21 protein-coding genes and 1 pseudogene are annotated in these 26,898 nt (G+C 64.7%); 10 read left to right on the top strand and 12 right to left on the bottom strand.

What is annotated here, in order from left to right; genetic code table 11:
- Positions 1–101: 101 nt before the first annotated feature.
- The 10 genes from PVZ78_RS09005 to edd all read right to left on the bottom strand — a co-directional run bounded on the left by PVZ78_RS09005 (position 102) and on the right by edd (position 12,838).
- On the bottom strand, positions 102–1,451 hold the full coding sequence (locus PVZ78_RS09005; RefSeq protein ID WP_007926337.1) for a carbohydrate porin: 1,350 nt from the start codon (positions 1,449–1,451) through the stop codon (positions 102–104).
- A gap of 121 nt (positions 1,452–1,572) precedes the next feature.
- Complete coding sequence (locus PVZ78_RS09000) at positions 1,573–2,733, bottom strand: ABC transporter ATP-binding protein (protein ID WP_016703424.1); 1,161 nt, start codon at positions 2,731–2,733, stop codon at positions 1,573–1,575.
- A 3-nt stretch (positions 2,734–2,736) separates the two neighbouring features.
- The gene (locus PVZ78_RS08995; protein ID WP_009045231.1) at positions 2,737–3,582 is read right to left on the bottom strand and encodes a carbohydrate ABC transporter permease; all 846 of its coding nucleotides are present in this window, start codon (positions 3,580–3,582) and stop codon (positions 2,737–2,739) included.
- Entirely contained in the window at positions 3,575–4,483 is a 909-nt protein-coding gene (locus tag PVZ78_RS08990; protein WP_008032969.1) for a carbohydrate ABC transporter permease, read from the bottom strand. The genes PVZ78_RS08995 and PVZ78_RS08990 overlap by 8 nt, the downstream gene beginning before the upstream one ends.
- Before the next feature lie 190 nt (positions 4,484–4,673).
- Positions 4,674–5,981: an ABC transporter substrate-binding protein gene (locus PVZ78_RS08985; RefSeq protein ID WP_009050405.1), complete on the bottom strand. Its 1,308-nt coding sequence runs from the start codon at positions 5,979–5,981 to the stop codon at positions 4,674–4,676.
- Positions 5,982–6,099: 118 nt separating this feature from the next.
- Positions 6,100–7,359: a D-mannose isomerase gene (locus PVZ78_RS08980; RefSeq protein WP_273828580.1), complete on the bottom strand. Its 1,260-nt coding sequence runs from the start codon at positions 7,357–7,359 to the stop codon at positions 6,100–6,102.
- Between the two features lie 244 nt (positions 7,360–7,603).
- Positions 7,604–9,073, bottom strand: a complete 1,470-nt coding sequence (locus tag PVZ78_RS08975; RefSeq protein ID WP_009050407.1) for an ATP-binding protein — start codon at positions 9,071–9,073, stop codon at positions 7,604–7,606.
- The gene (locus PVZ78_RS08970; protein ID WP_007926317.1) at positions 9,063–9,794 is read right to left on the bottom strand and encodes a response regulator; all 732 of its coding nucleotides are present in this window, start codon (positions 9,792–9,794) and stop codon (positions 9,063–9,065) included. Before PVZ78_RS08970 ends, PVZ78_RS08975 begins: the two co-directional genes overlap by 11 nt.
- A 264-nt stretch (positions 9,795–10,058) precedes the next feature.
- Positions 10,059–11,015 (bottom strand): glucokinase, encoded by a 957-nt coding sequence (locus tag PVZ78_RS08965; protein ID WP_009050408.1) that lies wholly within the window; start codon positions 11,013–11,015, stop codon positions 10,059–10,061.
- Positions 11,012–12,838, bottom strand: a complete 1,827-nt coding sequence (gene edd / locus PVZ78_RS08960; protein WP_009045235.1) for a phosphogluconate dehydratase — start codon at positions 12,836–12,838, stop codon at positions 11,012–11,014. Before edd ends, PVZ78_RS08965 begins: the two co-directional genes overlap by 4 nt.
- A gap of 223 nt (positions 12,839–13,061) precedes the next feature.
- Here edd and gap point away from each other — a divergent pair, with 223 nt between their 5' ends.
- From gap to PVZ78_RS08915, 10 genes and pseudogenes are all read left to right on the top strand, one after another.
- Positions 13,062–14,066, top strand: a complete 1,005-nt coding sequence (gene gap / locus PVZ78_RS08955) for a type I glyceraldehyde-3-phosphate dehydrogenase (protein WP_009050409.1) — start codon at positions 13,062–13,064, stop codon at positions 14,064–14,066.
- Between the two features lie 129 nt (positions 14,067–14,195).
- A complete protein-coding gene (locus PVZ78_RS08950) occupies positions 14,196–14,630 on the top strand; it encodes a methylglyoxal synthase (protein WP_273828579.1) in 435 nt (144 codons plus the stop codon).
- A gap of 72 nt (positions 14,631–14,702) precedes the next feature.
- Complete coding sequence (locus PVZ78_RS08945) at positions 14,703–15,221, top strand: RNA polymerase sigma factor (protein ID WP_009050411.1); 519 nt, start codon at positions 14,703–14,705, stop codon at positions 15,219–15,221.
- A 103-nt stretch (positions 15,222–15,324) separates the two neighbouring features.
- A complete protein-coding gene (locus PVZ78_RS08940; protein ID WP_028683214.1) occupies positions 15,325–16,308 on the top strand; it encodes a FecR family protein in 984 nt (327 codons plus the stop codon).
- A gap of 122 nt (positions 16,309–16,430) precedes the next feature.
- The gene (locus tag PVZ78_RS08935; protein ID WP_273828578.1) at positions 16,431–19,019 is read left to right on the top strand and encodes a TonB-dependent receptor; all 2,589 of its coding nucleotides are present in this window, start codon (positions 16,431–16,433) and stop codon (positions 19,017–19,019) included.
- Between the two features lie 150 nt (positions 19,020–19,169).
- Positions 19,170–19,778: a biliverdin-producing heme oxygenase gene (locus tag PVZ78_RS08930; protein WP_053269760.1), complete on the top strand. Its 609-nt coding sequence runs from the start codon at positions 19,170–19,172 to the stop codon at positions 19,776–19,778.
- Between the two features lie 136 nt (positions 19,779–19,914).
- Positions 19,915–20,316, top strand: a complete 402-nt coding sequence (locus tag PVZ78_RS08925; RefSeq protein ID WP_009050415.1) for a YbaN family protein — start codon at positions 19,915–19,917, stop codon at positions 20,314–20,316.
- Positions 20,317–20,460: 144 nt separating this feature from the next.
- Positions 20,461–21,816: pseudogene (locus PVZ78_RS31765) on the top strand (PDC sensor domain-containing protein); the annotation flags it as partial.
- Positions 21,817–21,918: 102 nt separating this feature from the next.
- On the top strand, positions 21,919–22,674 hold the full coding sequence (locus tag PVZ78_RS31760) for a methyl-accepting chemotaxis protein (protein WP_371356885.1): 756 nt from the start codon (positions 21,919–21,921) through the stop codon (positions 22,672–22,674).
- Between the two features lie 199 nt (positions 22,675–22,873).
- Positions 22,874–24,223, top strand: coding sequence for a CoA transferase (locus PVZ78_RS08915; protein ID WP_124340659.1), 1,350 nt, complete (start codon positions 22,874–22,876; stop codon positions 24,221–24,223).
- A 177-nt stretch (positions 24,224–24,400) separates the two neighbouring features.
- Here PVZ78_RS08915 and PVZ78_RS08910 read toward each other — a convergent pair whose 3' ends face one another.
- Both PVZ78_RS08910 and arcD read right to left on the bottom strand, forming a co-directional pair.
- A complete protein-coding gene (locus PVZ78_RS08910) occupies positions 24,401–25,258 on the bottom strand; it encodes a DNA-3-methyladenine glycosylase family protein (protein ID WP_273828576.1) in 858 nt (285 codons plus the stop codon).
- The gene (gene arcD / locus PVZ78_RS08905) at positions 25,255–26,682 is read right to left on the bottom strand and encodes an arginine-ornithine antiporter (RefSeq protein WP_009050419.1); all 1,428 of its coding nucleotides are present in this window, start codon (positions 26,680–26,682) and stop codon (positions 25,255–25,257) included. Before arcD ends, PVZ78_RS08910 begins: the two co-directional genes overlap by 4 nt.
- Between the last annotated feature and the right edge of the window lie 216 nt (positions 26,683–26,898).

The raw sequence follows: 26,898 nt of genomic DNA, 5'->3' as shown, positions 1-26,898 counted from the left end.
CGGCAGCGGCTACAGGGAACGGGTTCGTCCCCAAAAAAAAGCGGATAGCCTGGGCCATCCGCAAAAATGCGCACATTGAGGAGGAGCTTATCGCAACAGCGTTAGAACACCGACTGAATTTTCAGGCCGGCCACCAGGGCGTTGTCGACTTCATCCACACCGCCTGGATGGGTGATGTACTGCAGGTTGGGACGCACGGTCAGCCAGTTGGTGACATGGAAGCCGTAGTTGATTTCGTAGTTGTACTCAGTCTCGCGGATCGGCGAGAACAGCGGATCGTCGTAGTTGCTGACGCCATTGGTGTCATTGAGCAACTGGGCGTTTTTCTTCACGTCGTCGTTGACATGGATACGGGCGAAGCCGATGCCGACGTCATCCTTGGGACGTGCGTCGAACGGGCCCTTGTACACCAGCATCAGCGACTGGTAGTTGTCGATGAAGTTGGTGTCCTTGTCGTGGAACGTGGCGTTGGCCGCGATGTTCAGACCGCGGGTCGCATCGCCGTTGTGAGTGGTGAGTTGCTGCTGCCCGACGAACCAGTAGCCGTGCTTGCTGCTGTGCACGCGATAGCTGTCACCGGTGACGGCGGCGTCCTGGCCATTGACGTCCTCGCGCACGTCGCTGGCATCGGCCGTGCTCTTGTAGTAACCGACGCGGTATTCGCCCGGCAGGTTGTTGACCTTCGGCGACCAGACCAGCTCGACCGGCAGCACGGTGCCCTTGGTACCGCTGCCGCTGAGCTTGAAGCCGTTGCCGTGCTCCAGTTGCGACGGGTTCTGGTTGTACGCGCCGATCTGCGCATACAGCTCAGGCGTGATGTGGTACTTCACCCGCAGTGCCGCCTGGCTGACCGGCCAGTTGTACCAGATGTTGGTCGCCCAGTTGCCCACCTGGGAGCCGCAGAACGCCAGGTTCTGGAAGTCGCAGGGGAAAGTATTGAAGTCTTCGCCTTCGCCGAAGTAACCGGCCTTGACGTCGAGCTTGCCGTCGAGGAACTGGTGCTGGATCCACAGTTGGGTCAGACGCACCATGTGGCCACGGCCGTAGACTTCCTGGGAGGAGCTCAAGGTGCCGGCACGCGGGTCGCCGATACGGTCGTTGGAGATGTTCTGGCCGTTACGGTTGGTCAGCTGGATCTTCGCCTGGGTGTTATCCCAGCCCCAGAGCTTTTCCAGGTCCAAGGCCACGCCCAGGCCGAACTGGTCGCTGTAGCGTCCGGTCTTGTCGTCGTTGTAGCCGCCATGCAGGTTGGCGCCCATTTCGCCAACGTAATCGGCCTTGATATCGATCCCTTTCTCGAGCAGTTTGGTCCGCTCGCCACCCCAGTCACCGGTCATCCATTTCGAATCGGCGCTGAACGCTTCGTCAGCGTGCGCGCTACCGGCCAGGGTCATTGCCGCAATCGCTGACAACTGGCAGATCAAGCGTGCATTGGTGCTCTTCTTTTTCATCCCTACATCCTCGTCTTTATTGTTATTAACTGTTTTTCTCTAACGCGGTTTACACCTGATGCGACGGATGACAGGCCATCCGCCGCGCATTCGGTACGTCCTTGCTCCAATAACGCGGGCTTCAACGCCCCTTGAACTGCGCCACGTTGCTGGCATGGGCTTCGGACTGCGCAGGGGCCGCAACACCCAGGCGCTCGCCACTCTTGGCATCGAACAGCAGAACCTTGGCCGGATCGAATTGCAGGGTCAGGGTTTCGCCGACCTGCGGCGCCACATCCGGCGCCAGGCGGCAGCAGACCTTGGTGCCGTTGAGGTTGACGAACACCAGGGTGTCGGGGCCGGTCGGCTCGGTGACCTGGACCTCGGCGCGCAGGGTCGGCAGGCCGTTGCCCTCGCCGTTCGCCAGGCCGATCTGCTCCGGACGGATGCCGAGGATCACTTCCCGGTCTTCCAGGCCGGCGTCCTGCATGCCCAGGGGCAGCTCGCAACGGGCCTGGCCGCTGTCCAGCAGGGCCAGCAGGCGGCCGTCCTTGCGTTGCAGGCGCAGGGGGATGAAGTTCATCGGCGGCGAACCGATGAAGCTGGCCACGAACAGGTTGGCCGGGTCGTTGTAGATCTGTTTCGGGGTGCCGAACTGCTGGATGATGCCGTCCTTCATCACCGCCACCTTGTCGCCCAGGGTCATGGCTTCGATCTGGTCGTGGGTGACGTAGACCGTGGTGGTTTTCAGGCGCTGGTGCATCAGTTTCATTTCGGTGCGCATCTCGACCCGCAGCTTGGCGTCGAGGTTGGACAGCGGTTCGTCGAACAGGTAGATCTTCGGCCGCCGCGCCAGGGCCCGGCCCATGGCCACGCGCTGTTGCTGGCCGCCGGACAGCTGGCCGGGCTTGCGGCTGAGCAGGTGTTCGATCTGCAGCAGCTTGGCCACCCGCGCCACTTCCTCGTCGATCTCGGCGGCCGGCATCTTGCGGATCTTCAGGCCGAAGGCGATGTTGTCGCGCACGCTCATGGTCGGGTACAGCGCATAGGACTGGAACACCATGGCGATGTCACGGTCTTTCGGGCTCATGCCGCTGATGTCGGCGTCGTCCACCAGGATCGCCCCGCCGCTAATGTTTTCCAGGCCGGCGATGCAGTTCATCAGGGTGGACTTACCGCAGCCCGAAGGCCCCACGAGAATCAGGAACTCACCGTCATCGATCTTCAGTTCGATGTTCTTCAGGGTATCCGGCAGGCCAGTACCGTAGGTCTTGTTGACGTTGCGTAATTCGAGAGTTGCCATCTTTTACCCCTTGACCGCGCCGGACGTCAGCCCACGCAGGAAATACTTGCCAGCGAATATGTAGACCAGCAGTGTCGGCAGCCCGGCGATCATCGCCGCCGCCATATCAACGTTGTATTCCTTGGTCCCGGTGCTGGTGTTGACCAGGTTGTTCAAGGCCACGGTGATCGGTTGCGCATCGCCGCTGGCGAACACCACGCCGAACAGGAAATCGTTCCAGATCTGGGTGAACTGCCAGATCAGGCAGACCATGATGATCGGCACCGACATCGGCAGCAGGATCTTGCCGAAGATAGTGAAGAAGCCTGCGCCGTCCAGGCGCGCGGCCTTGACCAGGGCGTCCGGGATGCTCACGTAGTAGTTGCGGAAGAACAGCGTGGTGAACGCCAGTCCGTAGACCACGTGCACCAGCACCAGGCCGCTGGTGGTGTTGGCCAGGCCGAACTTGCCGAGGGTGAAGGACGCCGGCAGCAGCACGGTCTGGAACGGCAGGAAGCAACCGAACAGCAGCAGGCCGAAGAACAGCTGCGAACCGCGAAAGCGCCACATCGACAGTACGTAGCCGTTCATGGCGCCGACGAAGGTCGAGATGATCACCGCCGGCACGGTGATCTTCACCGAGTTCCAGAAGTAGCCGCCCACGGTGTCCCAGGCCTTGATCCAGCCGATGCCGTCGATCACGGCCGGCCAGCTCAGCAGGTTGCCGGTGCGGATGTCTTCCGGGGTCTTGAAGCTGGTCAGCAGCATCACCACCAGCGGCACCAGGTACACCGCCGCTGCCAGCAGCAGGGTGGCGTAGATGGCGATGCGGCTGAAGTTCAGCGCAGGTTTTCCGAGCTGGTTAGTCATGGCGTTTGCCTCGCAGTTCGGAGTACAGGTACGGCACCAGGATGGTCAGCACGGCGCCCAGCATCAGCATGGCGCTGGCCGAACCTATGCCCATCTGGCCACGGCTGAAGGTGAAGGAATACATGAACATCGCCGGCAGGTCGGACGAGTAGCCAGGGCCGCCGGCGGTCATTGCCGCCACCAGGTCGAAGCTCTTGATCGCGATGTGCGCGAGGATCATGAAGGCGCTGAAGAACACCGGGCGCAGGCTCGGCAGGACGATCTTCAGGTAGATGGTCGGCAGGCTCGCGCCATCGACCTGGGCGGCACGGATGATCGACTGGTCGACGCCGCGCAAGCCGGCGAGGAACATCGCCATGACAAAGCCCGAGGCCTGCCACACGGCGGCGATCACCAGGCAGTACACCACGCGGTCCTGATCCACCAGCCAGTCCAGGCGGAAGCCTTCCCAGCCCCAGTCACGCAGCATCTTGTCCAGGCCCAGGCCAGGGTTGAGCAGCCATTTCCAGGCGGTGCCGGTGACGATCATCGACAGCGCCATCGGGTACAGGTAGACGGTGCGGATAAAGCCTTCCTTGCGGATGCGCTGGTCCAGCAGCACCGCCAGGAACACGCCCAGCACCAGGCTGATGCCGATGAACATGCCGCCGAACAGCGCCAGGTTCTTGCTCGCCACCCACCAGCGGTCGTTGTCCATCAGGCGCATGTATTGCTGCAGGCCGACCCACTTGTAGCTCGGCATGAAGCTGGAGTTGGTGAAGGACAGAATGAACGTCCAGATGATGTAACCGTAAAAACCGACCAGGACGATCAGCATGCTTGGCGCCAGGACCAACTTGGGGAGCCAGCGCTGCAGCGCGTCGAACGGTGAGGCTTTGCTGAAAACCGCCACAGAGCTCATCGGGATAATCCAGTTGAAGAAATGAAGGCCGAAGCGATCCCCTCTTGTGTAGGAGCGAGCTTGCTCGCGATGACTGCGGGACATTCAACATGGATGCCGACAGACCGATCGCTATCGCGAGCAAGCTCGCTCCTACAGGGGGAAAGCGCCGTCAGATAAATCGCCGCAAGCAGGCTTGCGGCGTTCGGAGTTACTGGGCGGCCTTGACGGCCGATGCCAGCTGCGCACTGGCCTTGGCCGGGTCCGCGTCCTTGTCGTTCATGAAGTTGGTCACCACATCGAAGATCGCGCCCTGCACGGCCAGGGAGGTGGCCATGTTGTGCGCCATGCTCGGTTGCAGGCCGCCGGTCTTGTCGTCAGCCAGGAAGTCCTTGGCCGCCGCCTGGGCGCAGGAGTCGAAGCCTTGCGCGGCCATGTCGTTGAGCATGTCGGTGCGCACCGGGATCGAGCCCTTGTTGATGCTGAAGACCTTCTGGAAGTCCTTGCCCAGGGCGACCTTGGCCAGGTCCTGCTGGGCGGCGATATCGCCCTTGCGATCGGCCTTGAGCTTGAACACCGCCAGGGAGTCGATGTTGTAGGTGAAGGCCTTGTCGGTGCCCGGGAAGGCCACGCACTGGTAGTCCTTGCCGGCGACTTTCTTCGCCGCGGTCCACTCGCTCTTGGCCCAGTCGCCCATCATCTGCATGCCGGCCTTGCCATTGATGACGTCGGCGGCGGCGATGTTCCAGTCACGCCCGGCGCGGTTCGGGTCCATGTAGCTGGTGACTTTCTTCAGCTCGGTGAAGGCCTTGGTCATCTCCGGGCCGGCGAGGGTCTTCTGGTCCAGGTCGACCAGGGCTTTCTTGTAGCCATCGGCGCCCATGACCGAGAGCACCACGTCTTCGAACACGGTGCTGTCCTGCCATGGCTGGCCGCCGTGGGCCAGGGCGATGAAGCCGGCGGCCTTGAGCTTGTCGCCGGCGGCATAGAATTCTTCGAGGGTGGTCGGGGCCTTGTCGATCCCGGCCTTCTTGAAGACTTCCGGGTTGATCCACAGCCAGTTGACGCGGTGGATGTTCACCGGCACGGCGACATAGTCACCTTCGTACTTCACGGTGTCGGAGACTTTCTTGGAGAGCAGGCCGTCCCAGTTTTCCGACTTGGCCACGTCTTTCAGGGCGTCGGTGCTGAGCAGGCCGGTGCTGCCCCACTCCTGGATGTCCGGACCCTTGATCTGGGCAACGCCCGGCGGGTTGCCGGAAACAGCGCGGCTTTTCAGCACGGTCATGGCCGTGGCACCGCCACCGCCGGCGACTGCGCCGTCTTTCCAGGTGAAGCCGTCTTTTTCGACCTGGGCCTTGAGCACATCGACCGCCGCTTTTTCACCGCCGGACGTCCACCAATGGACGACTTCCACGGAGCCTTTGGCGTCGGCGGCAACGGAAACGAGAGGGAATGCACTGAGGGGAAACAACGAGGCAACGGAAATGACAGCAGCTAGACGAGAAATCGCATTCATCTGAGGTGTACCTTTCTTGTTGTTATGCATGCAAGTCTGGTGCTTGCGCTGCATAGGATTCTAAACAGGGGGCCTACCCGCGCAGGTAACGAAGGGATGCGCGAATGTCACCACATGGTTACACAACCTGCAGTCTAGACACTTCGGCCAGCGCCGATGCCATGCTCGGCGCCAAAGGCAGGCGCGGAATCAGCACCGCCTGCCAGGCGTGATACAGGTCCGGCTTGCCGGCCCAGATCTCGGCGCTGGGCCTGTTGTTGCTGTCCAGCTCGTGGTGCCAGCTGCCGTGCAGCGGGTCGATGAAATGCTCGGCAGTGAACTCCCAGAAGCGCCGATACCAGGTTTCGTACTGCGCTTCCCCGGTGCGTTGCAGCAAGGCGCTGGCCGCCGCCGCGGCCTCGGCGTGGGTCCAGTGCAGGCGCTGGCGCACCACGGGGCGCTGCTGCCAGTCCAGGGTGTAGACAATGCCCGGCGCGCCATCGACGTCCCAGGCGTCACGGCAGGCGGTTTCGAACAGCTTCTGGGCATCCAGCAGCAGCCAGCCGGGGCTGAGCATGCCGGCCTGGCAGCGCGCGGCTTCGAGGTGCAGCAGCAGGCGGGCCCACTCGAAAGCGTGCCCGGGGGTAGTGCCATAGGGGCGGAAACCGTCGGCCGGATGTTCCTGGTTGTAATCCGGCAATGGCTGCCAGTGGCGGTCGAAATGCTCGATGACCCGGTAATCGCCAGCGGCGGCATGCTGATGGATGACCCGCTCGACAATGTGCAGGGCGCGGTTGAGCCAGCGCGGGTCCTGGGTGACATCGGCCAGGGCGAGGAACGCCTCGGTGGCGTGCATGTTGCTGTTGGCGCCGCGATAGGCCTCCTCGCCGCTCCAGTCGCGGTTGAAGGACTCGCGCATCGCGCCCTCCTCCTCGCTCCAGAAATGCCTTTCGATGACCCGGATCGCCTCCGCCAGCAAGGCCTCGGCGCCGGGGCGCGCGGCCACCACCGCGGAACTCGCCGCCAGGGCAACGAAAGCGTGCAGGTACGCGGCCTTGCCGCTATTGCCATCGGCATGCCCGGGAGTGGCGAACCAGCCGCCGTATTCGCCATCGCGCAGCGCGCCGTTAAGCGCGGCGATACCGTGGTCCACCAGCGCGGCGTAGCCGGGAATGCCCTGGATATGGGCCATGGCGAAACTGTGGGTCATGCGCGCGGTGTTCATGGTGCCGGCCCGGGCGTCGCTCGGCAGGCGCCCGCGTTCGTCCAGGTCGCCGAAGCCTTCGGGCAGCCGGGCCGCGCGGGCGAAACCCAGCAGGCGCTGGCCTTCGGCGGCCAGCCATTGATGATGGGCAGGAGCGTTCAGCCAGCTGCTGAACGTCAGGGGAATAGGGTTCATGGCGGACCTGTTGTTGTTTTTATCAGGGCCTTGAGTCTAAACAACGGGTTCGCGCGGGCAGGTAACGAAGGTCACAGGAAATGTCACCAAGCCGTGACAAAACTCCCTGTAGCCGCTGCCGCAGGCTGCGCTCGAGACCGCAGGGCTCGCAAAGCTGGCGCCTCGGTCATACAGCCAAGCGCGGCATGAAATTTTACGACCGCTACGCGGCCGATCGCAGGCTTCGCCAGCGGCTACAGGGGCATCAATCCATGGAACGCGGCAGGTACAGGGTCACGCGCAAACCGCCTTCGCGCAGGTTCTGCAGGCTCACCTCGCCGCCATGGCTGTGGGCGATGTTGCGCGCGATGCCCAGGCCCAGGCCGTAGCCTTGCTGCTGGCCGGACAGGCGAAAGTGCGGCTCGAACACCTGCTCCAGGCGCTGTTCTGGCACGCCCGGGCCTTCGTCGTCGACATGCAGGATGAACGCGTTGGCATCGTCGTCGATGTGCAGGTGGGCGTTCTGCCCGTACTTCAGCGCGTTGTCGATCAGGTTGCCCATGCAGCGCTTGAGCGCCAGGGGCTTGCCCGGATACGGCGCCAGCGCCCGCCCCTGCTGGGTCACGCGGCCGTTGCCATTGGGCGCCAGGTAAGGCTCCACCAGGCAGTCGAGCACCTGGTTGAGGTCCACCGGCTCGATGTTCTCGTGGATGTCGGTGTCCTTGACGCATTGCAGCGCGCCCTTGACCAGCAGCTCCAGCTCATCCAGGTCGCGGCCGAACTTGCTTTGCAGCTGCTCGTCTTCCAGCAGTTCGACCCGTAGCCGCAGCCGGGTGATGGGCGTGCGCAGGTCGTGGGAAATCGCACTGAACAGCTGGCTGCGCTCGGTCAGGTAACGGCTGATGCGCTCGCGCATGGCATTGAAGGCCCGGCCGACCTCCACCACTTCGCTGCCGCCGCCTTCGGCCACCGGCTGCACATCGGCGCCCAGGGACATGTCCCGCGCGGCCCGCGCCAGGCGCTTGAGCGGCCGGCTCTGCCAATGCACCAGCAGGCCGATGAACAGCAGCAGGAAACCGCTGGTGAGCACGATGAACCACACCTGCTGCGCCGGCAGCCCCTGCTCTTCGAGGCTGGTGTAGGGCTCGGGCAACAGCGAGGCGATGTACAGCCACTCCCCCGGCGCCATCTGGATCTGGGTGACCAGCACCGGCGGGTTCACCGGTTCCAGGGTCAGGGCGTAATGGGCCCAGGAACGCGGCAATTCATCGAGTTTCAGGCCGCCGTTGAAAATCCGCAGGTCCTCGGGGCTGACGAAGGTCACCGAGATATAGGCGTCGTTGCCCAGGGACTGGCGCAGCACTTCGTCCACCGCCTTGAGCACCGCCTGCTTGCGCGGCGTGATGGGCAGCACTTCCATGCCCAGCGGCTTGTCGTTGAGGGTCACGACAAAACGGGTGCCGCCCATGCTGCGCAACTGGTCGAGCACCAGCGGCCGGTACGCCACCGGCAGCGAACGAAAGTAGCTGACGCTGGCGGTCATCGAATGGGCCAGGCTGCGGGCGCTGGTGACCAGGCCTTCGAGCTGGGTGGCGCGCAGCTGGGAAACCCAGATCACGCTGGACAAGGTTTGCGCGAACAACACCGCCAGCAGCGTCAGCAGCAACATCCGGCCCAGCAGCGAACGCGGTACCGGCACCCGCGCCAGCAACTTGCGCGACCACTCAGTGAGCATTGCCGGCAACCACATTGGCTGCCAATTGATAACCGCTGCCGCGCACGGTGCGGATCAGCCGCGGCGGCTTCTCGGTGTCGCGCAGGCGTTGGCGCAGGCGGCTGACCGCCATGTCGACGATGCGGTCCAGGGGCATCAGTTCGCGCCCGCGGGTGGCATTGCCGATGGTGTCACGGTCGAGGATTTCCTGCGGGTGATCGAGGAACAGCTTGAGCAGGGCGAAGTCGGCGCCGGAGAGGATCACTTCCTCGCCGTCGTTGTGAAACAGCCGGTGGCTGACCATGTCCAGGCGCCACTCGTCGAAGCACAGCACCTCGCCGCCGGCCCGTTCCTGGCCGAACTGCGCGCGGCGCAACAGGGCCTTGATCCGCGCCTGCAATTCGCGAGGGCTGAAGGGTTTGCCCAGGTAATCGTCGGCACCCAGTTCCAGGCCGATGACCCGGTCGGCTTCGTCGGAGCTGGCGGTGAGCATGATGATCGGTACCTGGCCGACCCGCGGGTGCTGGCGGATCCAGCGGCACAGGCTGAAACCGTCTTCGTCCGGCAGCATCACATCCAGAATCACCAGGTCGCTCGGCGCCTCGTTCAGCGCCTGGCGAAAACCAGCGCCGTTGGGCGTGCTGCGGACCTGGAAGCCGGCGCGACTGAGGTAGGTCTCCAGCAGCTCGCGGATTTCCTGATCGTCATCAACCAACAAGATCGACTTACTGACTGAACTCACGCGGGCCGTCCTTTGTTGTTATGAATGGAGCGGGATTATGCCTCATGGATCAGCTCCGTAGCCGCTGCCGAGCCTGCGAGGCTGCGATCGAGGACGAAGTCCTCGCAAAACCTGAACACAGGGTTTGCCAGAAAGAAACGGGGGCCCGGTTTACGTCCGCTTCGCGGCCGGTCGCAGCCTCGCTCGCTCGGCAGCGGCTACAGAAGCAGCGTTCCAACACGAAACCCGAGCGAAGCCTGCTTGCGACAAGCCCCATACGTTCGATCAGGCAAACGCCTGCTCGAGCGCCACCCCGGCGCCGGTCAGGCCCGAGTACGGCGCTGTCACCAGCCATACCGGAATGCCCTTGAAGTAATCGCTCATGCAGCCCTTGTCGGCAAAACAACGGGCGAAACCGCTTTCGACGAAAAAGTCGGCGAACCGCGGAATCACCCCGCCGACGATGTACACGCCACCGCGCCCGCCGGTGGTCAGCACGTTGTTGCCCGCCACCCGGCCCAGCCAGCAGCAGAACTGCTCGAGCACTTCCAGGGCGATGGGGTCGCCGGCCAGGCCCGCCGCGGTGATGGCTTCCGGGGTATCGAGCACCGGCTCATGCCCGTCCACCGCGCAGATCGCCCGGTACACCCGAGGCAAACCGCCGCCGCTGAGCGCGGTCTCGGCGCTGACATGGCCGATCTCGCTGTAGATGTGCTGCCACAACTGGGTTTCCCGCGGGCTGCTCAACGGCAGGTCGACATGCCCGCCCTCGCCTGGCAAGGCGGCCCAGCGGCCTTCGCCCAGGTCCAGCAGCGTGCCGACGCCCAGGCCGGTGCCCGGCCCGATCACCACCGCCGGGCGCAGCGGCTCGGCGGTGCCTTCGCAAACCACCCGGAACTCGCCGGGCTGCAGGCGGGTCATGCCCAGGGCCATGGCCGAGAAGTCATTGACCAGCAGCAGCTCATCGACCTGCAGGGTCTGGCAGAAGGCCTTGCGGCTCAGGCGCCAGTGGTTGTTGGTAAAACGAAATTCGTCGCCGCCGACCGGACCGGCCACCGACAGGCACACCGCGCCGATCGAACCCGGCGCCAGGCCGAGGCCGCCCAGGTATACGCCGATGGCTTCTTCCGGGCTGGCGTGGTCCGCCGTCGCCAGCACCTGGATCGACTCCAGGCGCTGGTCTTTCCACAACGCAAAACGCGCATTGGTTCCACCAATGTCACCGACCAGCGCTAACTTCACTTAAGGTTCTCCAGGGCAGAGGTAAAGGCGCTGGCGCCCTGCTCCGCCGAGCTGAAGGCCATGCGCATGAAACCGAACAATTCGCGGCCGCTGCCGACGTTGTTACCCAGCAGGCCCTTGGCCGGTTCGCGGGCAGCGAATTCATCGGCGTCTACCTTAAGCTCCAGCGTGCCCTTTACGCCATCCACGCGAATGATGTCGCCGTCGCGCACCCGTGCCAGCGCACCGCCGACCTGGGCTTCAGGGCTGACGTGGATCGCCGCCGGGATCTTGCCCGAGGCCCCGGACATGCGCCCGTCGGTGACCAGCGCGACCTTGAAGCCACGGTCCTGCAACACGCCGAGGAACGGCGTCATCTTGTGCAGTTCCGGCATGCCGTTGGAGCGTGGGCCCTGGAAGCGCATCACTGCCACGAAGTCTTTCTCCAGCTCGCCGGCCTTGAACGCATCGGCCAGGTCCTGCTGGTCCTGGAACACCACCGCCGGCGCTTCGACGATCTGGTGCTGCAGCGCCACGGCGGAGACTTTCATCACCCCGCGACCGAGGTTGCCTTCCATCACCCGCAGGCCGCCTTCCGGCGAGAACGCGCGGGCCACCGGACGCAGGATGTTTTCGTCGAGGCTTTCGATCGGGCCGTCGCGCCACACCAGCTTGCCGTTGTCCAGGAACGGTTCCTGGGTGTAGCGGCTCAGGCCACGGCCGGCCACGGTGTTGACATCTTCGTGGAGCAGGCCGGCCTCCAGCAGTTCGCGAATCAGGAACGCCATGCCGCCCGCCGCCTGGAAGTGGTTGATGTCGGCCTTGCCGTTCGGATAGACGTGAGACAGGGTCGGCACCACCTCGGACAGGTCGGCCATGTCCTGCCAGGTCAGCTGGATGCCCGCGGCCTGGGCAATCGCCGGCATGTGCAGGGTGTGGTTGGTCGAACCACCAGTGGCGTGCAGGGCAACGATGGAGTTGACCAGCGAACGCTCGTCGACGATCTCACCGATCGGCGTGAAGTTGCCGCTCTGTTTGGTCAGGCGGGTGACCTGCTGCGCCGCCTCATGGGTCAGGGCGTCGCGCAGTGGCGTGTAGGGGTTGACGAAGGACGCGCCCGGCAAGTGCAGGCCCATGACTTCCATCAGCAGCTGGTTGGTGTTGGCGGTGCCGTAGAAGGTGCAGGTACCCGGGCTGTGGTAGGACTTCATCTCCGATTCCAGCAGCTCTTCGCGGGTCGCCTTGCCTTCGGCGTAGCGCTGGCGCACGTCGGCCTTTTCCTTGTTGGAAATGCCCGACGGCATCGGCCCGCCCGGGACGAAGATGGTCGGCAGGTGGCCGAAGCGCAACGCGCCCATCATCAGGCCCGGGACGATCTTGTCGCAGATGCCGAGCATCAGCGCGGCGTCGAACATGTTGTGGGACAAGGCCACCGCGGTGGACAGCGCGATCACCTCGCGGCTCGGCAGGCTCAGCTCCATGCCGGCCTCGCCCTGGGTCACGCCATCGCACATGGCGGGGGTGCCGCCGGCGAACTGGCCGACCGAGCCCATCTCGCGCAGGGCCTTCTTGATCTGTTCGGGAAAGTGCTCGTACGGCTGGTGCGCCGAGAGCATGTCGTTATATGACGAAACAATCGCCACGTTGGCGGCATTCATCATGCGCAGGCTGTGCTTGTCTTCCGAGCCGCAGCCGGCAACGCCGTGGGCGAAGTTCGCACACTGCAGCTTGCCCCGTTGCGGGCCATCGCTGGCGGCGCCGCGGATCAGGGCGAGGTAAGCCTCGCGAGTGGCGCGACTGCGGGCGACAAGCCGTTCGGTGACCTCAAGAACGCGGGGATGCATGTGTAGAACTCCAGGCTAACGGATGTGGCGACCTGTTTGTCTATGCTGATCAAAACGCCCGCGGCACAGGGGATGGCAGAGGGTTTCTTGACCATTTGGACCAGTTGATTCAGGTCACTCGTTGTAGATAAAACAAAATATTGCCACCAAAAAGGCTTGTTTTCTATTTTTTTGCGAATAATCTTGTAATTCCAACAACAAAACTACGGCAGGCGCTTTTCTAATGACTCTACGAATCGCAATCAATGGTTTTGGCCGTATCGGCCGTAACGTCCTGCGCGCACTTTATACCCAAGGCTATCGCCAGGATCTGCAGATCGTCGCCATCAACGATCTGGGTGATAGTTCGATCAATGCCCACCTGCTCAAATACGACACCGTCCACGGTACCTTCGATGCCGACGTGCAGCACGATCAGGAAAGCCTGACCGTCAACGGCGACCGGATCGCCGTCAGCGCCATCCGCAATCCGGCCGAACTGCCCTGGGCCGCCGAGAAGATCGACGTGGTATTCGAATGCACCGGTCTGTTCACCGACCGTGCCAAGGCCGCCGCCCATCTCAGCGCCGGCGCCCGCAAAGTGATCATTTCCGCCCCGGCCAAAGGCGCCGACGCCACCGTGGTGTATGGCGTGAACCACGACATTCTGCGCCAGTCGCACCAGATCATTTCCAACGCTTCGTGCACCACCAACTGCCTGGCGCCAGTGGCCCAGGTGCTGAACCGCGAGCTGGGCATCGAAAGCGGGCTGATGACCACCATCCACGCCTACACCAACGACCAGAACCTGACCGACGTCTACCACAGCGATCCGTACCGCGCCCGTTCGGCCACCCAGAACATGATCCCGAGCAAGACCGGCGCGGCCGAAGCCGTGGGCCTGGTGCTGCCGGAACTGGCGGGCAAGCTGACTGGCATGGCGGTGCGGGTGCCGGTGATCAACGTATCGCTGGTGGACCTGACCGTGCAGCTCAAGCGCAACACCACTGCCGAGGAGGTCAACGCCCTGCTCAAGAGCGCCAGCCAGCACTCGAAGATCCTGGGCTACAACAGCCTGCCGCTGGTCTCCAGCGACTTCAACCACAACCCGCTGTCGTCGATCTTCGACGCCAATCACACCAAGGTCAGCGGCGGCAAGCTGCTCAAGGTACTGGCCTGGTACGACAACGAGTGGGGCTTCTCCAACCGCATGCTGGATAACTGCCTGGCCCTGTGCAGCGCCGAGTAAGCCCACGGCCTGCGGCGCGGGAGCTGCCGCAGGCTGCGATCTTTTGATCTTCACATTCGAGGTTCAAGCGCGCAAAGATCGCAGCCTCGGCAGCTCCTGCAGATTCACTCCCTCCCGGAGCCGCCACCGATGATCGGTATCAAGCGCATCGCCCTGGTGGCCCACGACCACTGCAAGAGTTTCCTCCTGGACTGGGCCGAGCGGCAGAAAGACAAGCTCGCCGAGCACGCTCTGCTGGCCACCGGCACCACCGGCCAGCTGCTGCACCAGCGCCTGGGCCTGCCGGGGGAAAGCATGATCAGCGGCCCCCTGGGCGGCGACCAGCAGCTCGGCGCGCGAATCGCCGAGCAGCGGGTGGACATGCTGGTGTTCTTCTGGGATCCCTTCGAACCCCAGCCCCACGATCCGGACATCAAGGCCCTGCTACGGGTCGCGGCGGTCTGGAACATTCCCGTGGCCTGCAACGAATGCAGCGCCGACTACCTGCTCAGCAGCCCGCTGATGGAGCAGGCGCACAGCTACCGGATTCCGGACTACCCGGCCTACCTCTCAGGGCGTCGATGATTCACTCAGGGCTTGACCGCTGACGTAGATGATAAGCATTATCATCCGCTGAAAAATCAGCCAGGTCCTGTTGTGAGCCAATCCCGCTTCAATCACGTCTTTCTCACCCAGCGCGTTTCGCTGCTGCGCACGCTGGAGCGGATGGTCAACAACCCCAGCACCGCCGAGGACCTGCTGCAGGAAACCTACCTGCGCGTGACCCGGGCCCTGAGCGAACGGGCCATCGACCACCTCGAACCCTTCGTCTTCCAGACCGCCCGCAACCTGGCGCTCGACCACCTGCGCGCGCGCCGCATCCAGGCCCGCACCCTGCTCGAAGACGTGCCGCTGGACGTGGTCGAAAGCGTGGCCGCGCCCCTGAGCAGCGCCGAGGATGCCGCCCATGCCGAACAGTTGCTGGAACGCCTGAACATGAGCCTTGCCCAACTCAGCCCGCGCCAACAGCAGATCTTCATCCTCAGCCGCCTGCACGGCCACAGCTACCTGGAGATCGCCGAGAAGCTCGAGGTCTCCCAGAGCACCGTGCAAAAGGAACTGAAGCTGATCATGGCCATCTGCATCGGCGTCGCCGAGCGCTTGAACGGGCATTGAGGCCCAGCCGGGCGGGCGTCGGCCGCAGCCCTTTGCTACCCTTGACCGCCCTGCGCTCTCCATCTAAAAAACAGCCGTGCACAGACACAGCCGAGGAACACCCGTGACGGACACCCACCGCACCCAGCCGACCGCCCAGGACGGGGAAACATCCCCCCCCTGCGCCGCGGATCAAGCCATGGACCAGGCCCTGGACTGGCTGATCCTGCTGGAGAGCCCGAGCCCCGAGCAGGCCCGGCAATTCCATGACTGGCTGAACGCCTCGCCCCTGCACAGCGCAGCCTTCGACAAGGCCCAGGCGATCTGGAACGGTCCGCAAGTGGTGCGCTGCGCGCAAAATCTGGACACCCAAAAAACCAAGGTCAGCACGCTGTCGCGCCTGCGTCCGCACTGGCGGCCCCTGGCGGTGGCGGCGGTGTTGATCCTCGGCCTGTTCAGTTTCAGCAACCTGCCACTGCGCCTGCAGGCCGATCACCTGACCGTGGTCGGCGAGCGCCAGCGCCTGCAACTGGAGGACGGCTCGAAAGTCCTGCTCAACACCAATTCGGCCTTCTCCAGCACCATCGACGAGCGCCAGCGCGTGGCTCGCCTGTACCAGGGCGAAGCCTTCTTCGAGATCCCCGCCAGCCGCGGCCAGCCGCTGGAACTCGATGCCGGCCCGGTACGCGCCAGCGTGCGCGACACCGCCTTCGCCGTGCGTTACCTGGACGGCGTGGCCCAGGTGCGGGTACAGCGTGGCGATGTCGACCTGCGCGCCACCCACGACGATGCCCGGGTGCGCCTGTCGGCCGGCGAAAGCATCCGCATCGGCCCCAACGGTTTCGACCGCCCGGCCAAGCTCGACCTCGACAAGGACCTGGCCTGGGTCCAGGGCCGGCTGGTGTTCGAGAACTGCCCGCTGAACCAGGTGCTGGCCGAGTTGCGCCGGTATTACCCGGGCTGGATCGTCAACAACAATGAGCGCCTGGCTGATGTCGCGGTTACCGGCAACTACCGCCTCGACCAGCCGCTGGACGTGGTGCGCTCCCTGGCTCACATCACCTCGGCGCACCTGCAGGAGTTTCCTGCGCTGGTGATTCTCAACTAGCACGCATTTATTTTTACGCGATCGCTGTCGGTCGTTCGTCTCGTTATAGCCAATGCAATTGATTCGCATTAAACATGCCGAATCAGCACCTATAAAGATTCGTGCGACACGGAGCGCTATCGATGTCCTCTCGCCTCAACAGCCGGTCCTCTTCATCTTCCCGCCAGGCCCGCCTGCAGAACTGCACGCTGTCCCTGCTGACTGCCGCCATCCTGCTGGCCGGGGCCGCGCCGGTCATGGCCGCCACCGCCACCAGCCAACCGGCGCGCAACATGGGCGACTACAGCTTCGCCATCGACCAGCAGCCGCTGGTGTCGGCGCTGAACGCCTTTAGCGCCGTCACCGGCTGGCAGGTCGGCCTGTCGGCGGAACTGGGCGAAGGCATCGCGTCCCCGGGCGTGCGCGGCTCGCTGCCGCCGGAAAAAGCCCTGGACCGCCTGCTGATGGGCACCAACCTGAGCTACCGCAAGCTGGGCGCCAACAACATCGTCCTGGAAAAGCGCACCAGCGGCGGCGCCCTGACCCTGCAACAGGTGACCATCAGCGCCACGCGCCAGGAGCAGGACGTCAACAGCGTGCCCAGCACCGTGACCGTGCATGACCGCCAGGACCTGGACCGCAACAACGTCAACACCATCAAGCAACTGGTGCGCTACGAGCCGGGTGTTTCGGTCGGCGGCGCCGGCCAGCGTGGCGGTATCAGCGGCTACAACATCCGCGGCATCGACGGCGACCGCATCCTGACCCAGGTCGACGGCGTGGAGATTCCCAACGGCTTCTTCAACGGCCCCTATGCCAAGACCCAGCGCAACTACGTCGACCCGGAAATCATCAAGCGCGTGGAGATCCTCCGCGGCCCGGCGTCGGTGCTGTACGGCAGCAACGCCATCGGCGGCGCGGTCAGCTACTTCACCCTCGACCCGGACGACATCATCAAGCCCGGCAAAGACGTCGGCGCCCGCCTGAAGACCGGCTACAGCTCGGCCGACGACAGCTGGCTGAAATCCGCCACCGTGGCCGGACGCAGCGGCCAGTTCGACGGCCTGCTGCACTTCAGCCAGCGCAACGGCCACGAAACCGACTCCTACGGCAGCAACAACAGCACCGGCCTGGCGCGCACCGCCGCCAACCCGGAAGACGTGCGCACCACCAATGTGCTGGCCAAGGCCGGCTGGAACTATGCCGACGACGCGCGCCTGGGCCTGACCTACGAGAAGTACAAGGACGACCGCGACACCAACCAGAAGAGCGCCGTGGGCGGCCCGTTCAACGCCGGCCAGCCGTTGGGCATGTACCGCTCGCGCACCGGTAACGACACCATCACCCGCGAACGTTTCGGCCTGGACAACCGTTTCGCCCTCGATAGCCTGCTGGCCGACCACGTGAAGTGGAGCCTCAACTACCAGATCGCCAAGACCGACCAGAGCACCCTGGAAAACTACTTCCCGTTCACCCGCAACGTCATGCGCAGCCGCGAAACCCTCTACGAAGAGAAGCAGTGGGTCTTCGACGCCCAGGCCGACAAGGCCTTCGCCATCGGCGAAACCGAGCACCTGCTAACCTACGGCACCACTATCAAGCAGGAAAAGGTCACTGGCTCGCGCAGCGGCAGCGGTACCTGCCTGGCGGTCGGTCGCGGTTGCACGGCGGTCGGCGCCATCAGCCCGTCCGACGTGCTGAAGAAGTCCAGCGACTTCCCGGACCCGACCATCAACACCTACAGCCTGTTCGCCCAGGACCAGATCAGCTGGAACAAGTGGACCTTCCTGCCGGGCCTGCGCTACGACTACACCCAGCTCAAGCCGCACATCACCCAGGAGTTCCTCAACACCGTGGCCGCCGATGGCCAGGGTGAAGTGAGCGACGAGAACAAGACCTGGCACCGGGTATCGCCCAAGTTCGGCCTGACCTACGCCCTGACCGACCAGTACACCTGGTACGGCCAGTACGCCGAAGGTTTCCGCACCCCGACCGCCAAGGCGCTGTACGGCCGCTTCGAGAACACCACCACGGGCTACCGCGTGGCGCCGAACTCGAACCTCAAGCCGGAGAAAAGCCAGAGCTATGAAACCGGCCTGCGCGGCAACTTCGAGTCCGGCAACTTCGACGTGGCGGTGTTCTATAACAAGTACCGCGACTTCATCAACGAAGACGCGGTGACCCCGGGCTACGACGAACTGACGTTCCAGAGCAACAACATCAAGCACGCCACCATCAAGGGCGTGGAAGTCAAAGGTCGGCTCAACCTCGACGCCCTGGGCGCGCCGCAGGGCCTGTACACCCAGGGTTCGGTGGCCTACGCCTACGGTCGCAACAACGACACCGGCGAACCCCTGAACGCGGTCAACCCGCTGACCGGCGTGTTCGGCCTGGGCTACGACCAGGACCACTACGGCGCCCTGCTCAGCTGGACCCTGGTCAAGAAGAAAGACCGCGTCGACAGCAGCAGCTTCAAGACCCCGGATGGCACCAGCAGCCAGTTCAAGACCCCGGGCTACGGCGTGCTCGACCTGACCGGTTTCTACAAGGTCAGCGACGATGTCACCGTCAGCGCCGGCATCTACAACCTGGCCGACAAGAAGTACTGGCTGTGGGACGACGTGCGCGGCTACGACAGCGTCGGCGAAGCCGCGGTGCTCAGCCCGGCCAACCTCGACCGCCTGACCCAGCCGGGTCGCAACTTCGCGGTCAACCTGATCTGGGACATCTGATCCGGTCTGCCTCACTGCGCTTTTCGATGGAGCGCAGTGAGGATTTTTTACTGTGCCGCGTCTTCTTGTTCGTCTAGTTAGCAAGTGCTTCTCATTTTCAGCAGCTCTCGTTTTCAGTAGCTCTCATTTTCACATCCCAAGGACATTGTCATGACCACCCAGGATTCCCCACAGCGCCCGAGCCTGCGCTCCCAGCGCCTGAACCAGATCACCCACGAACCCCATGCCAGGCTCGACGCCCTGGTCAAGGCCCACGCGCCGTTCGAAAGCGCCAGCAGCTTTGCCCGCTTCGTCGTCGCCCAGTACCTGTTCCAGTCCGAACTGGTCGCCCTCTACAACGACCCGGCGCTGATCGCCATCATCCCGGACCTGGCAGAGCGTTGCCGCGCCGAAGCGGCCAAGGCCGACCTGGCGGACCTGGAAACCGAAGTCCCGGCCCCGGTGGCGGGCGCGGTGCAGAACCCGAGCAAGGCCGAAGCCCTGGGCTGGCTGTTCGTCTCCGAAGGCTCCAAGCTGGGCGCGGCGTTCCTGATCAAGCGCGCGGTGGGCCTGGGCCTCGGCGAAACCTTCGGTGCCCGGCACCTGGGCGAGCCGGCCGGCGGTCGCGCCGAAGGCTGGAAGTCCTTCACCCGCACCCTCGACGGCCTGGCATTCAGCGCCGAAGAAGAAGCCGCGGCGGAAAAAGGTGCGCTGGATGCCTTCAACCGCTTTACCGTGCTGCTGGAAAAGGCCTACGACACGGCGCCTGAACTGGCCTGATTTTTTCGCCGGCGCGCTCGTTCCTGTATTGAAGGCGTAGACTCACGCCCGTTGCAGGAACGAACCTGCTGGCATCAACCGTTTTTCCCACCCTTTGTGGATTGAGCCCCATGCTCGTCACCTCATCATCGAACCCATGACCGGCACAACCCGATCCCCGTCCAAGGCCTCCCGCCTGTTCTTCGGTTGCCTGGCTTACGTCAGCCTGGCCATCGGTCTGATCGCCATCGTCGTGCCCGGCCTGCCGACCACCGAGTTCGTGCTCCTCGCCGCCTGGGCCGCGACCAAAAGCTCGCCACGCCTGAGCGCCTGGATGGAAAACCACCGCCTGTTCGGCCCTATCCTGAGCAACTGGCGCAACGGCCGGATCATCAGCCGCCGGGCCAAGATCAGCGCCACCGTCAGCATGCTGCTGTGCGCCGGCCTGATGCTGAGCCTGCTCACTCATCACTGGACCCTGTACCTGGCGCTGGCCGGCATGGGCCTGGGCAACCTGTGGATCTGGTCGCGCCCGGAAGCCCTGGCCCAGGCCTCCTGATTCCTCGGCCAGAGCAGCCGGCCGACGCTCGGTTGCTCGCGACAGGCCCTGCGGCGAAACCTCCCTCCTCCCTGTTTATGTCAAACACATGACCGCTCGTCGGCTTTTTCTCAGGCAAATGCCGCTCAAGCCGATGTTCCGGGCATGGCGCTGAATGGACTTGGCGACCGGAGTCATCCGACTCACCGCTCACCTCCTATCCATTCGCGAGATCGCCCCATGTTCGACTCTCTGTCCATTCGCCTGAAAATCGTGCTGTTGTCCGGACTCTGCCTGCTCGGCGTGGTGGGCCTGATCGTCGGGATGAACATCTACCAGACCAACCAGAACGATCAACTGGTCAGCAGTTCCAGCTCGCGAATGCTCACCGACAGCGTGCAGAACCTGCTGCAGGCCCGGGCCGCCGAGCAGGCGGTGCGGGTGCAGAAAACCTTTGGCGAGAGCCTGCTGGTGATCACCGCCCTGGCCGACCAGATCAACGACCTGCGGGCCATGGCCGGCAAGCGTTCGCTGGACGCCGCGACGCTGCGCGAAGAACTCAACCACAGCCTGAAAACCGCCTTCGAACGCAACACCAAGGTGCTGGGCATCTGGCTCGCCTATGAGCCCAACGCCCTCGACGGCAAGGACAGCGAGTTCGCCAACGACGCCGGCCACGCCTCCAACGAAGCCGGGCGCTTCGCCAGCTACTGGAGCCGTGCCGGCGGCACCGGGCTGAACACGGTGATGGTCGAAGAGGACATGAACAAGACCACCCTGAGCGTCAGCGGCACCCCCTACAACAGCTGGTACACCTGCCCGCGCGACAGCAAGCGCACCTGCCTGCTGGACCCGTACGCCGACACCGTGGGCGGCAAGCTGATGCTGATGACCACCATTTCCCTGCCGCTGATCGTCGACGGCAAAGTCATAGGCGTGGTCGGCGTGGACATCGCCCTGGATGCCCTGCAGGCCGCGGCCGCCGAGTCCCAGAACGGGCTGTTCGACGGTGCCGGGCACATGCTGATCGTCGCCGGCAGCGGCATCCTCGCCGCCTACAGCAACGATGCGGCCAAGGTCGGCAAGGGCATCGCCGACACCCTCGGCGCCGAAGGCAAGGATGTGCTGCAACTGCTGGCTGGCAATACCCCGAAAATCCTCAAGCAGGGCAACCTGATCCGCGCCGTGTATCCGGTCAGCCCGATCGCCGACGCCCGTCCCTGGGGCGTGGTGATCGACCTGCCGGAGCAGGTGCTGCTGGCCGACACCGTGAAACTCCAGAGCGTGCTCGACGACGCCCAGGCCCAGGGCACCCTGGTGTCCCTGCTGGTGGCGGCGGTCGCCGGCGTGATCGGCCTGCTGCTGATCTGGCTGACCGCCTCCGGCGTGACCCGGCCGATCAACAGCGTCGCGCAGATGCTCAAGGAAATCGCCAGCGGCGACGGCGACCTGACCCAGCGCCTGAAGTACAGCAAGCAAGACGAACTGGGCGAGCTGGTGGGCTGGTTCAACCGCTTCCTCGACAAGCTGCAACCGACCATCGCGCAGATCAAGCAGAGCATCACCGACGCCCGCGGCACCGCCGACCAGTCCTCGGAGATCGCCCGCCAGACCAGCGAAGGCATGCAGGTGCAGTTCCGCGAAATCGACCAGGTGGCCACCGCGTCCAATGAAATGAGCGCCACCGCCCACGACGTCGCCAACAGTGCCTCGAACGCCGCCAACGCCGCCCGTGGCGCCGACCAGTCGGCCAAGGACGGCATGACCATCATCGAGCGCAGCACCCGCGACATCAGCACCCTGGCCGAGGAGGTCAGCAAGGCAGTGGTCGAGGTCGAGGCCCTGGCGGTCAACAGCGAACAGATCGGCTCGGTGCTGGAAGTGATCCGCAGCATCGCCGAACAGACCAACCTGCTGGCCCTCAACGCCGCCATCGAGGCGGCGCGCGCCGGGGAAAGCGGCCGCGGCTTCGCGGTGGTCGCCGACGAAGTGCGCAACCTGGCCAAGCGCACCCAGGATTCGGTGGAAGAAATCCGCGTGGTGATCGAGCGCATCCAGAGCGGCACCCGGGGCGTGGTGGCGACCATGCATTCGAGCCAGGCCCAGGCCCAGAGCAACGCCGGGCAGATCCAGCAAGCGGTGCAGGCCCTGGGCAAGATCAGCGACGCGGTCACGGTGATCAGCGACATGAACCTGCAGATCGCCAGCGCCGCCGAACAGCAGAGCGCGGTGGCCGAAGAGGTCAACCGCAACGTCTCGGCGATCCGCAGCGTGACCGAATCCCTCACCGAGCAGGCCACCGAATCGGCCCAGGTCAGCAGCCAGCTCAACGCCCTGACCACCCAGCAGATGAAGCTGATGGACCAGTTCCGGGTCTGATCCTCGCCTCTGTAGGACTGTAGGAGCGAAGCTTGCTCGCGATGAACCGGAGCGCGCCGCATTGAGCCAGTGAGTGCGCGCCATCGTTGACGACCATCGCGAGCAAGCTCGCTCCTACAGGTAGCCCTTGCTCCATCACAGGGCTGCGGCGCTTCACTTTTTTGATTTATGCTGCCCCCTCTCTTGCGGAGGGCCTGCAATGACCGATGTGCTGTCGTCTGTTCAAGCCGCGCTTGGCTTGCCTCTTACCCCGATTGCCTTGACCTCGAGCGGCGCCCTGCCCTCGGCCTTCGCCGTGACCGAACTGGCCAGCGCCAGCATCGCCGCGGCCGGCCAGGCGGCGGCCGGGCTGCTGTTCAACCAGACCGGGCGCATGCCCACCCTGAGCGTCGACCGACGCCTGGCCTCCTTCTGGTTCGCCACCTCCCTGCGGCCGCTGGGCTGGAGCGTGCCGCCGCTGTGGGACCCGGTCGCCGGCGACTACGCCACCCAGGACGGCTGGATTCGCCTGCACACCAATGCGCCCCATCATCGCCAGGCGGCCGAACAGGTACTCGGCCGGGTCGCGGACCGACCGGCCATGGCCGCCAAGGTTGCGCAGTGGAACAAGAGCGACCTGGAGCAGGCGGTGGTCGAGGCAGGTGGCTGCGCCGCCGAAATGCGCAGCTGGGCCGAGTGGCAAGCCCATCCCCAGGGGCAGGCCGTGAATGCCGAGCCCCTGGTGCACTACGTGAAGCAAGGTGCAGACGCCGCGCAGCCCTGGCGCGGGTCGCTGTCACGCCCCCTGGCCGGGATCAAGGTGCTGGACCTGACCCGGGTGCTGGCCGGCCCCATCGCCAGCCGCTTTCTGGCCGGGCTGGGCGCCGACGTGCTGCGCATCGACCCGCCGGAGTGGAACGAGCCCGGCGTGGTCCCGGAAGTCACCCTGGGCAAACGCTGCGCCCGCCTGAACCTGCACGACGCCGCCGATCGCCAGGTCTTCGAAAGCCTGCTGGGGGAAGCCGACCTGCTGCTGCACGGCTACCGCGCCGATGCCCTGGAACGCCTCGGCTACGGCGCAGCCGAGCGCCAGCGCCTCGCCCCGGGGCTGATCGATGTGTGCCTGAACGCCTATGGCTGGAGCGGCCCCTGGCAGAACCGCCGTGGCTTCGACAGCCTGGTGCAGATGAGCAGCGGCATTGCCGAGGCCGGCCAGCGCTGGCAGCAGGCCGAAAAACCGGTACCGCTGCCGGTGCAGGCCCTGGACCACGCCACCGGCTACCTGATGGCCGCCGCCGCGATCCGCACCCTGAACGAACGACTGAAAACCGGGGCCGTCGGCAGCGCACGGCTGTCGCTGGCGCGGACCGCCAAGCTGTTGATCGAGCACGCCCCTGGCAGCGCCGAGCCCGCCTTGCGCGCCGAAGACCAGGACGACCAGGGATTGCTGGTGGAGCAGACCTCCTGGGGCCCGGCCCATCGCCTGCAAGTGCCCCTGCAGATCAGCGGCACGCCCCTGCAATGGGCCTACCCCGCCAGCGACCTGGGCGCCCATCGCCCGAAATGGTGAGCCTGTAACGCGTAACCTGTAGCCGCTGCCGAGCACCGCGAGGCTGCGATCGAGGACGTAGTCCTCGCCAAGCCTGCGCATGCGGTATGAATGACGTAACGCGCCGCCTGTTTTACGGCCGCTGCGCAGCCGATCGCAGCCTCGCGGTGCTCGGCAGCGGCTACAGGTGCGGGGGGATTACAAGGCCGTCCACAGGTGCTGCGCCGCGTAACCGCGCCATGGCCGCCAGGCCTCGGCGCGGGCCAGCAGCTGGCTGGCGCTGACCGGCCCGCCTTCGAGCGCCGCCAGGGCATTGAGCAGGCCCACGTCGGCCGCGGGAAAAGCATCCGCTTCGCGGAACTGGCGCAAGGCCACGTAATGCGCAGTCCAGTCGCCAACACCCCATAGCGCCCGCAAGGCGGACAGGCTCTGTTCGAGGCTGGCCTTGGGAGCAAACAGCTGCGGATCGTCGAGCAGCGCCTGCGCCACGCCGGACAGGGTCCGCCCCCGGCTGCGCGGCATGCCCAGGCTCGCCAGGTCGGCGCCCGCCATTCGCCCCGGCTCAGGAAACACATGGCTCAACCCCGCCGGCGCCCCCACGCAGCTCAATGGCTGGCCATATTGCGCCACCAGCTTGCCCGCCAGACGGATGGCCGCCACCACCGTGATCTGCTGCCCCAGCACCGCGCGCACTGCCAGCTCGAAACCGTCCCAGGCGCCGGGCACGCGCAGCCCCGGCCGCGAGGCGATCAAACGGGCCATCAGCGGGTCGACGGACAGTTGCCGATGAATCGGCGCCAGGTCGGTGTCCAGGTCCAGCAGGCGGCGGATGCGCGCCACGATCCGCGCCTGGGCTTGCGGGTCGGGAAAGTCCAGGGTCAGGGCCAGCGCATCGCTGTCACCCGGGCCCACGCTGAACCAGCCGTGCATGCCATCGAGGCTGATGCTGCGCGAATAGCGGTCGCCGCTGACGGTCTCCTGCCCGGCGATGGCCCGCGCCTGGAGAAACGCCAGCATCGCCGGCCAGTCATAAGGCGGCTGGTAAGCGAGCCTCACAGCGACAGCACACCGCTGTACAGGCCATAGGCAGCCAGGCTGGCCCCGGCGACCACACAGGCGAAAATGCCTTTCTCGATACCGGTGAACAACGGCTCGCCCTGCTCGCGCTTGGCCTTGGCGAACAGGATCACCCCCGGGGCATACAGCAGGGCCGACAGCAGCAGGTACTTGACCCCGCCGGCGTACAACAGCCACACCGCATAACACAGGGCCACGCCACCGATGCACAGGTCTTTCATGCGCTCGGCCGAGGCATGTTCGTAGGTTTCGCCACGGCCACTGAGCAGCACCGCGTAGGCCGCCGACCACAGGTAAGGCACCAGGATCATCGACGAGGCGAGGTAGATCAGGCTGGTGTAGGTCCCGGCGGAGAACAGGGTGATCAGCAAAAACACCTGGATCATGCTGTTGGTCAGCCACAGGGCGTTGACCGGTACGTGGTTGGCGTTTTCCTTTTTCAGGAAGGCCGGCATGGTCCGGTCGCGGGCGGTGGCGAACAGAATTTCGGCACACAGCAGCGCCCACGACAGCAAGGCACCGAGCAGGGAAACCGCCAGGCCGACGCTGATCAGCAACGCCCCCCAGGGGCCGACGATGTGCTCCAGCACCGCCGCCAGGGACGGGTTCTGCAAGGTCGCCAGTTCCGGCTGGCTCATGATCCCCAGGGACAGCACATTGACCAGCACCAGCAGGGCCAGCACGCCGATAAAACCGATCACCGTGGCCCGGCCGACATCCGCGCGCTTCTCGGCCCGGGCCGAATAGACGCTGGCGCCTTCGATGCCGATGAACACGAAGACCGTGACCAGCATCATGTTGCGCACCTGGTCCATCACCCCGCCGAAGTTCGGGTTGCCGCGGCCCCAGATGTCGCGGGTGAAAATGTCCGCCTTGAACGCCACCGCGGCAATCACGATGAACATCACCAGCGGCACGATCTTGGCCACGGTGGTCAGCAGGTTGATGAAGGCCGCTTCCTTGATCCCGCGCAGCACCAGGAAATGCACCGCCCACAGCAAGACCGAGGCGCAGGCGATGGCCACCGGGGTGTTGCCCTGGCCAAACACCGGGAAGAAATAGCCCAGGGTGCTGAACAGCAGCACGAAGTAGCCGACGTTGCCCAGCCAGGCGCTGATCCAGTAGCCCCAGGCGGACGAAAACCCCATGTAGTCGCCGAAGCCGGCCTTGGCGTAGGCGTACACCCCCGAATCGAGTTCAGGCTTGCGGTTGGCCAGGGTCTGGAAGACGAAGGCCAGGGTCAGCATGCCCACGGCGGTGATCGCCCAACCGATGAGGATCGCCCCCGCGTCGGCCCGGGCCGCCATGTTCTGCGGCAAGGAAAAGATCCCGCCGCCAATCATCGAACCCACCACCAGCGCGATCAGGGCGCCGAGTCGCAGTTTTTGCGTGGTTTGTGGCATGCCTACCTCTGCGTGCAGTCCAATTGTCCGACAACCAAACTATATGCAAATAAATTACTTCCACACGCTGGCAACGAACTAAAAGAGTCAATTATTGATCTTTTATGGATCCAATGACATGACTCCGATCAGAACTTACTGAATCTTGGCGAGTTTTATTTTTTGTAAAGACTGAATGCCATCAACCGGCCACCCCCTTTATAACTTTTTTACTAG

The sequence above is a fragment of the Pseudomonas sp. SBT1-2 genome (assembly GCF_028640875.1).
GTDB classification, from domain to species: domain Bacteria; phylum Pseudomonadota; class Gammaproteobacteria; order Pseudomonadales; family Pseudomonadaceae; genus Aquipseudomonas; species Aquipseudomonas chlororaphis_I.
This window is presented reverse-complemented; position numbering and strand designations above follow the sequence as displayed.

What these genes read in the sequence shown, in the direction of transcription:
- PVZ78_RS09005 (WP_007926337.1), bottom strand. Translation starts at nt 1,451, where the DNA reads ATGAAAAAGAAGAGCACCAATGCACGCTTGATCTGCCAGTTGTCAGCG.
- PVZ78_RS09000 (WP_016703424.1), bottom strand. Translation starts at nt 2,733, where the DNA reads ATGGCAACTCTCGAATTACGCAACGTCAACAAGACCTACGGTACTGGC.
- PVZ78_RS08995 (WP_009045231.1), bottom strand. Translation starts at nt 3,582, where the DNA reads ATGACTAACCAGCTCGGAAAACCTGCGCTGAACTTCAGCCGCATCGCC.
- PVZ78_RS08990 (WP_008032969.1), bottom strand. Translation starts at nt 4,483, where the DNA reads ATGAGCTCTGTGGCGGTTTTCAGCAAAGCCTCACCGTTCGACGCGCTG.
- PVZ78_RS08985 (WP_009050405.1), bottom strand. Translation starts at nt 5,981, where the DNA reads ATGAATGCGATTTCTCGTCTAGCTGCTGTCATTTCCGTTGCCTCGTTG.
- PVZ78_RS08980 (WP_273828580.1), bottom strand. Translation starts at nt 7,359, where the DNA reads ATGAACCCTATTCCCCTGACGTTCAGCAGCTGGCTGAACGCTCCTGCC.
- PVZ78_RS08975 (WP_009050407.1), bottom strand. Translation starts at nt 9,073, where the DNA reads ATGCTCACTGAGTGGTCGCGCAAGTTGCTGGCGCGGGTGCCGGTACCG.
- edd (WP_009045235.1), bottom strand. Translation starts at nt 12,838, where the DNA reads ATGCATCCCCGCGTTCTTGAGGTCACCGAACGGCTTGTCGCCCGCAGT.
- gap (WP_009050409.1), top strand. Translation starts at nt 13,062, where the DNA reads ATGACTCTACGAATCGCAATCAATGGTTTTGGCCGTATCGGCCGTAAC.
- PVZ78_RS08950 (WP_273828579.1), top strand. Translation starts at nt 14,196, where the DNA reads ATGATCGGTATCAAGCGCATCGCCCTGGTGGCCCACGACCACTGCAAG.
- PVZ78_RS08935 (WP_273828578.1), top strand. Translation starts at nt 16,431, where the DNA reads ATGTCCTCTCGCCTCAACAGCCGGTCCTCTTCATCTTCCCGCCAGGCC.
- PVZ78_RS08930 (WP_053269760.1), top strand. Translation starts at nt 19,170, where the DNA reads ATGACCACCCAGGATTCCCCACAGCGCCCGAGCCTGCGCTCCCAGCGC.
- PVZ78_RS08925 (WP_009050415.1), top strand. Translation starts at nt 19,915, where the DNA reads ATGACCGGCACAACCCGATCCCCGTCCAAGGCCTCCCGCCTGTTCTTC.
- PVZ78_RS31760 (WP_371356885.1), top strand. Translation starts at nt 21,919, where the DNA reads ATGCAGGTGCAGTTCCGCGAAATCGACCAGGTGGCCACCGCGTCCAAT.
- PVZ78_RS08915 (WP_124340659.1), top strand. Translation starts at nt 22,874, where the DNA reads ATGACCGATGTGCTGTCGTCTGTTCAAGCCGCGCTTGGCTTGCCTCTT.
- arcD (WP_009050419.1), bottom strand. Translation starts at nt 26,682, where the DNA reads ATGCCACAAACCACGCAAAAACTGCGACTCGGCGCCCTGATCGCGCTG.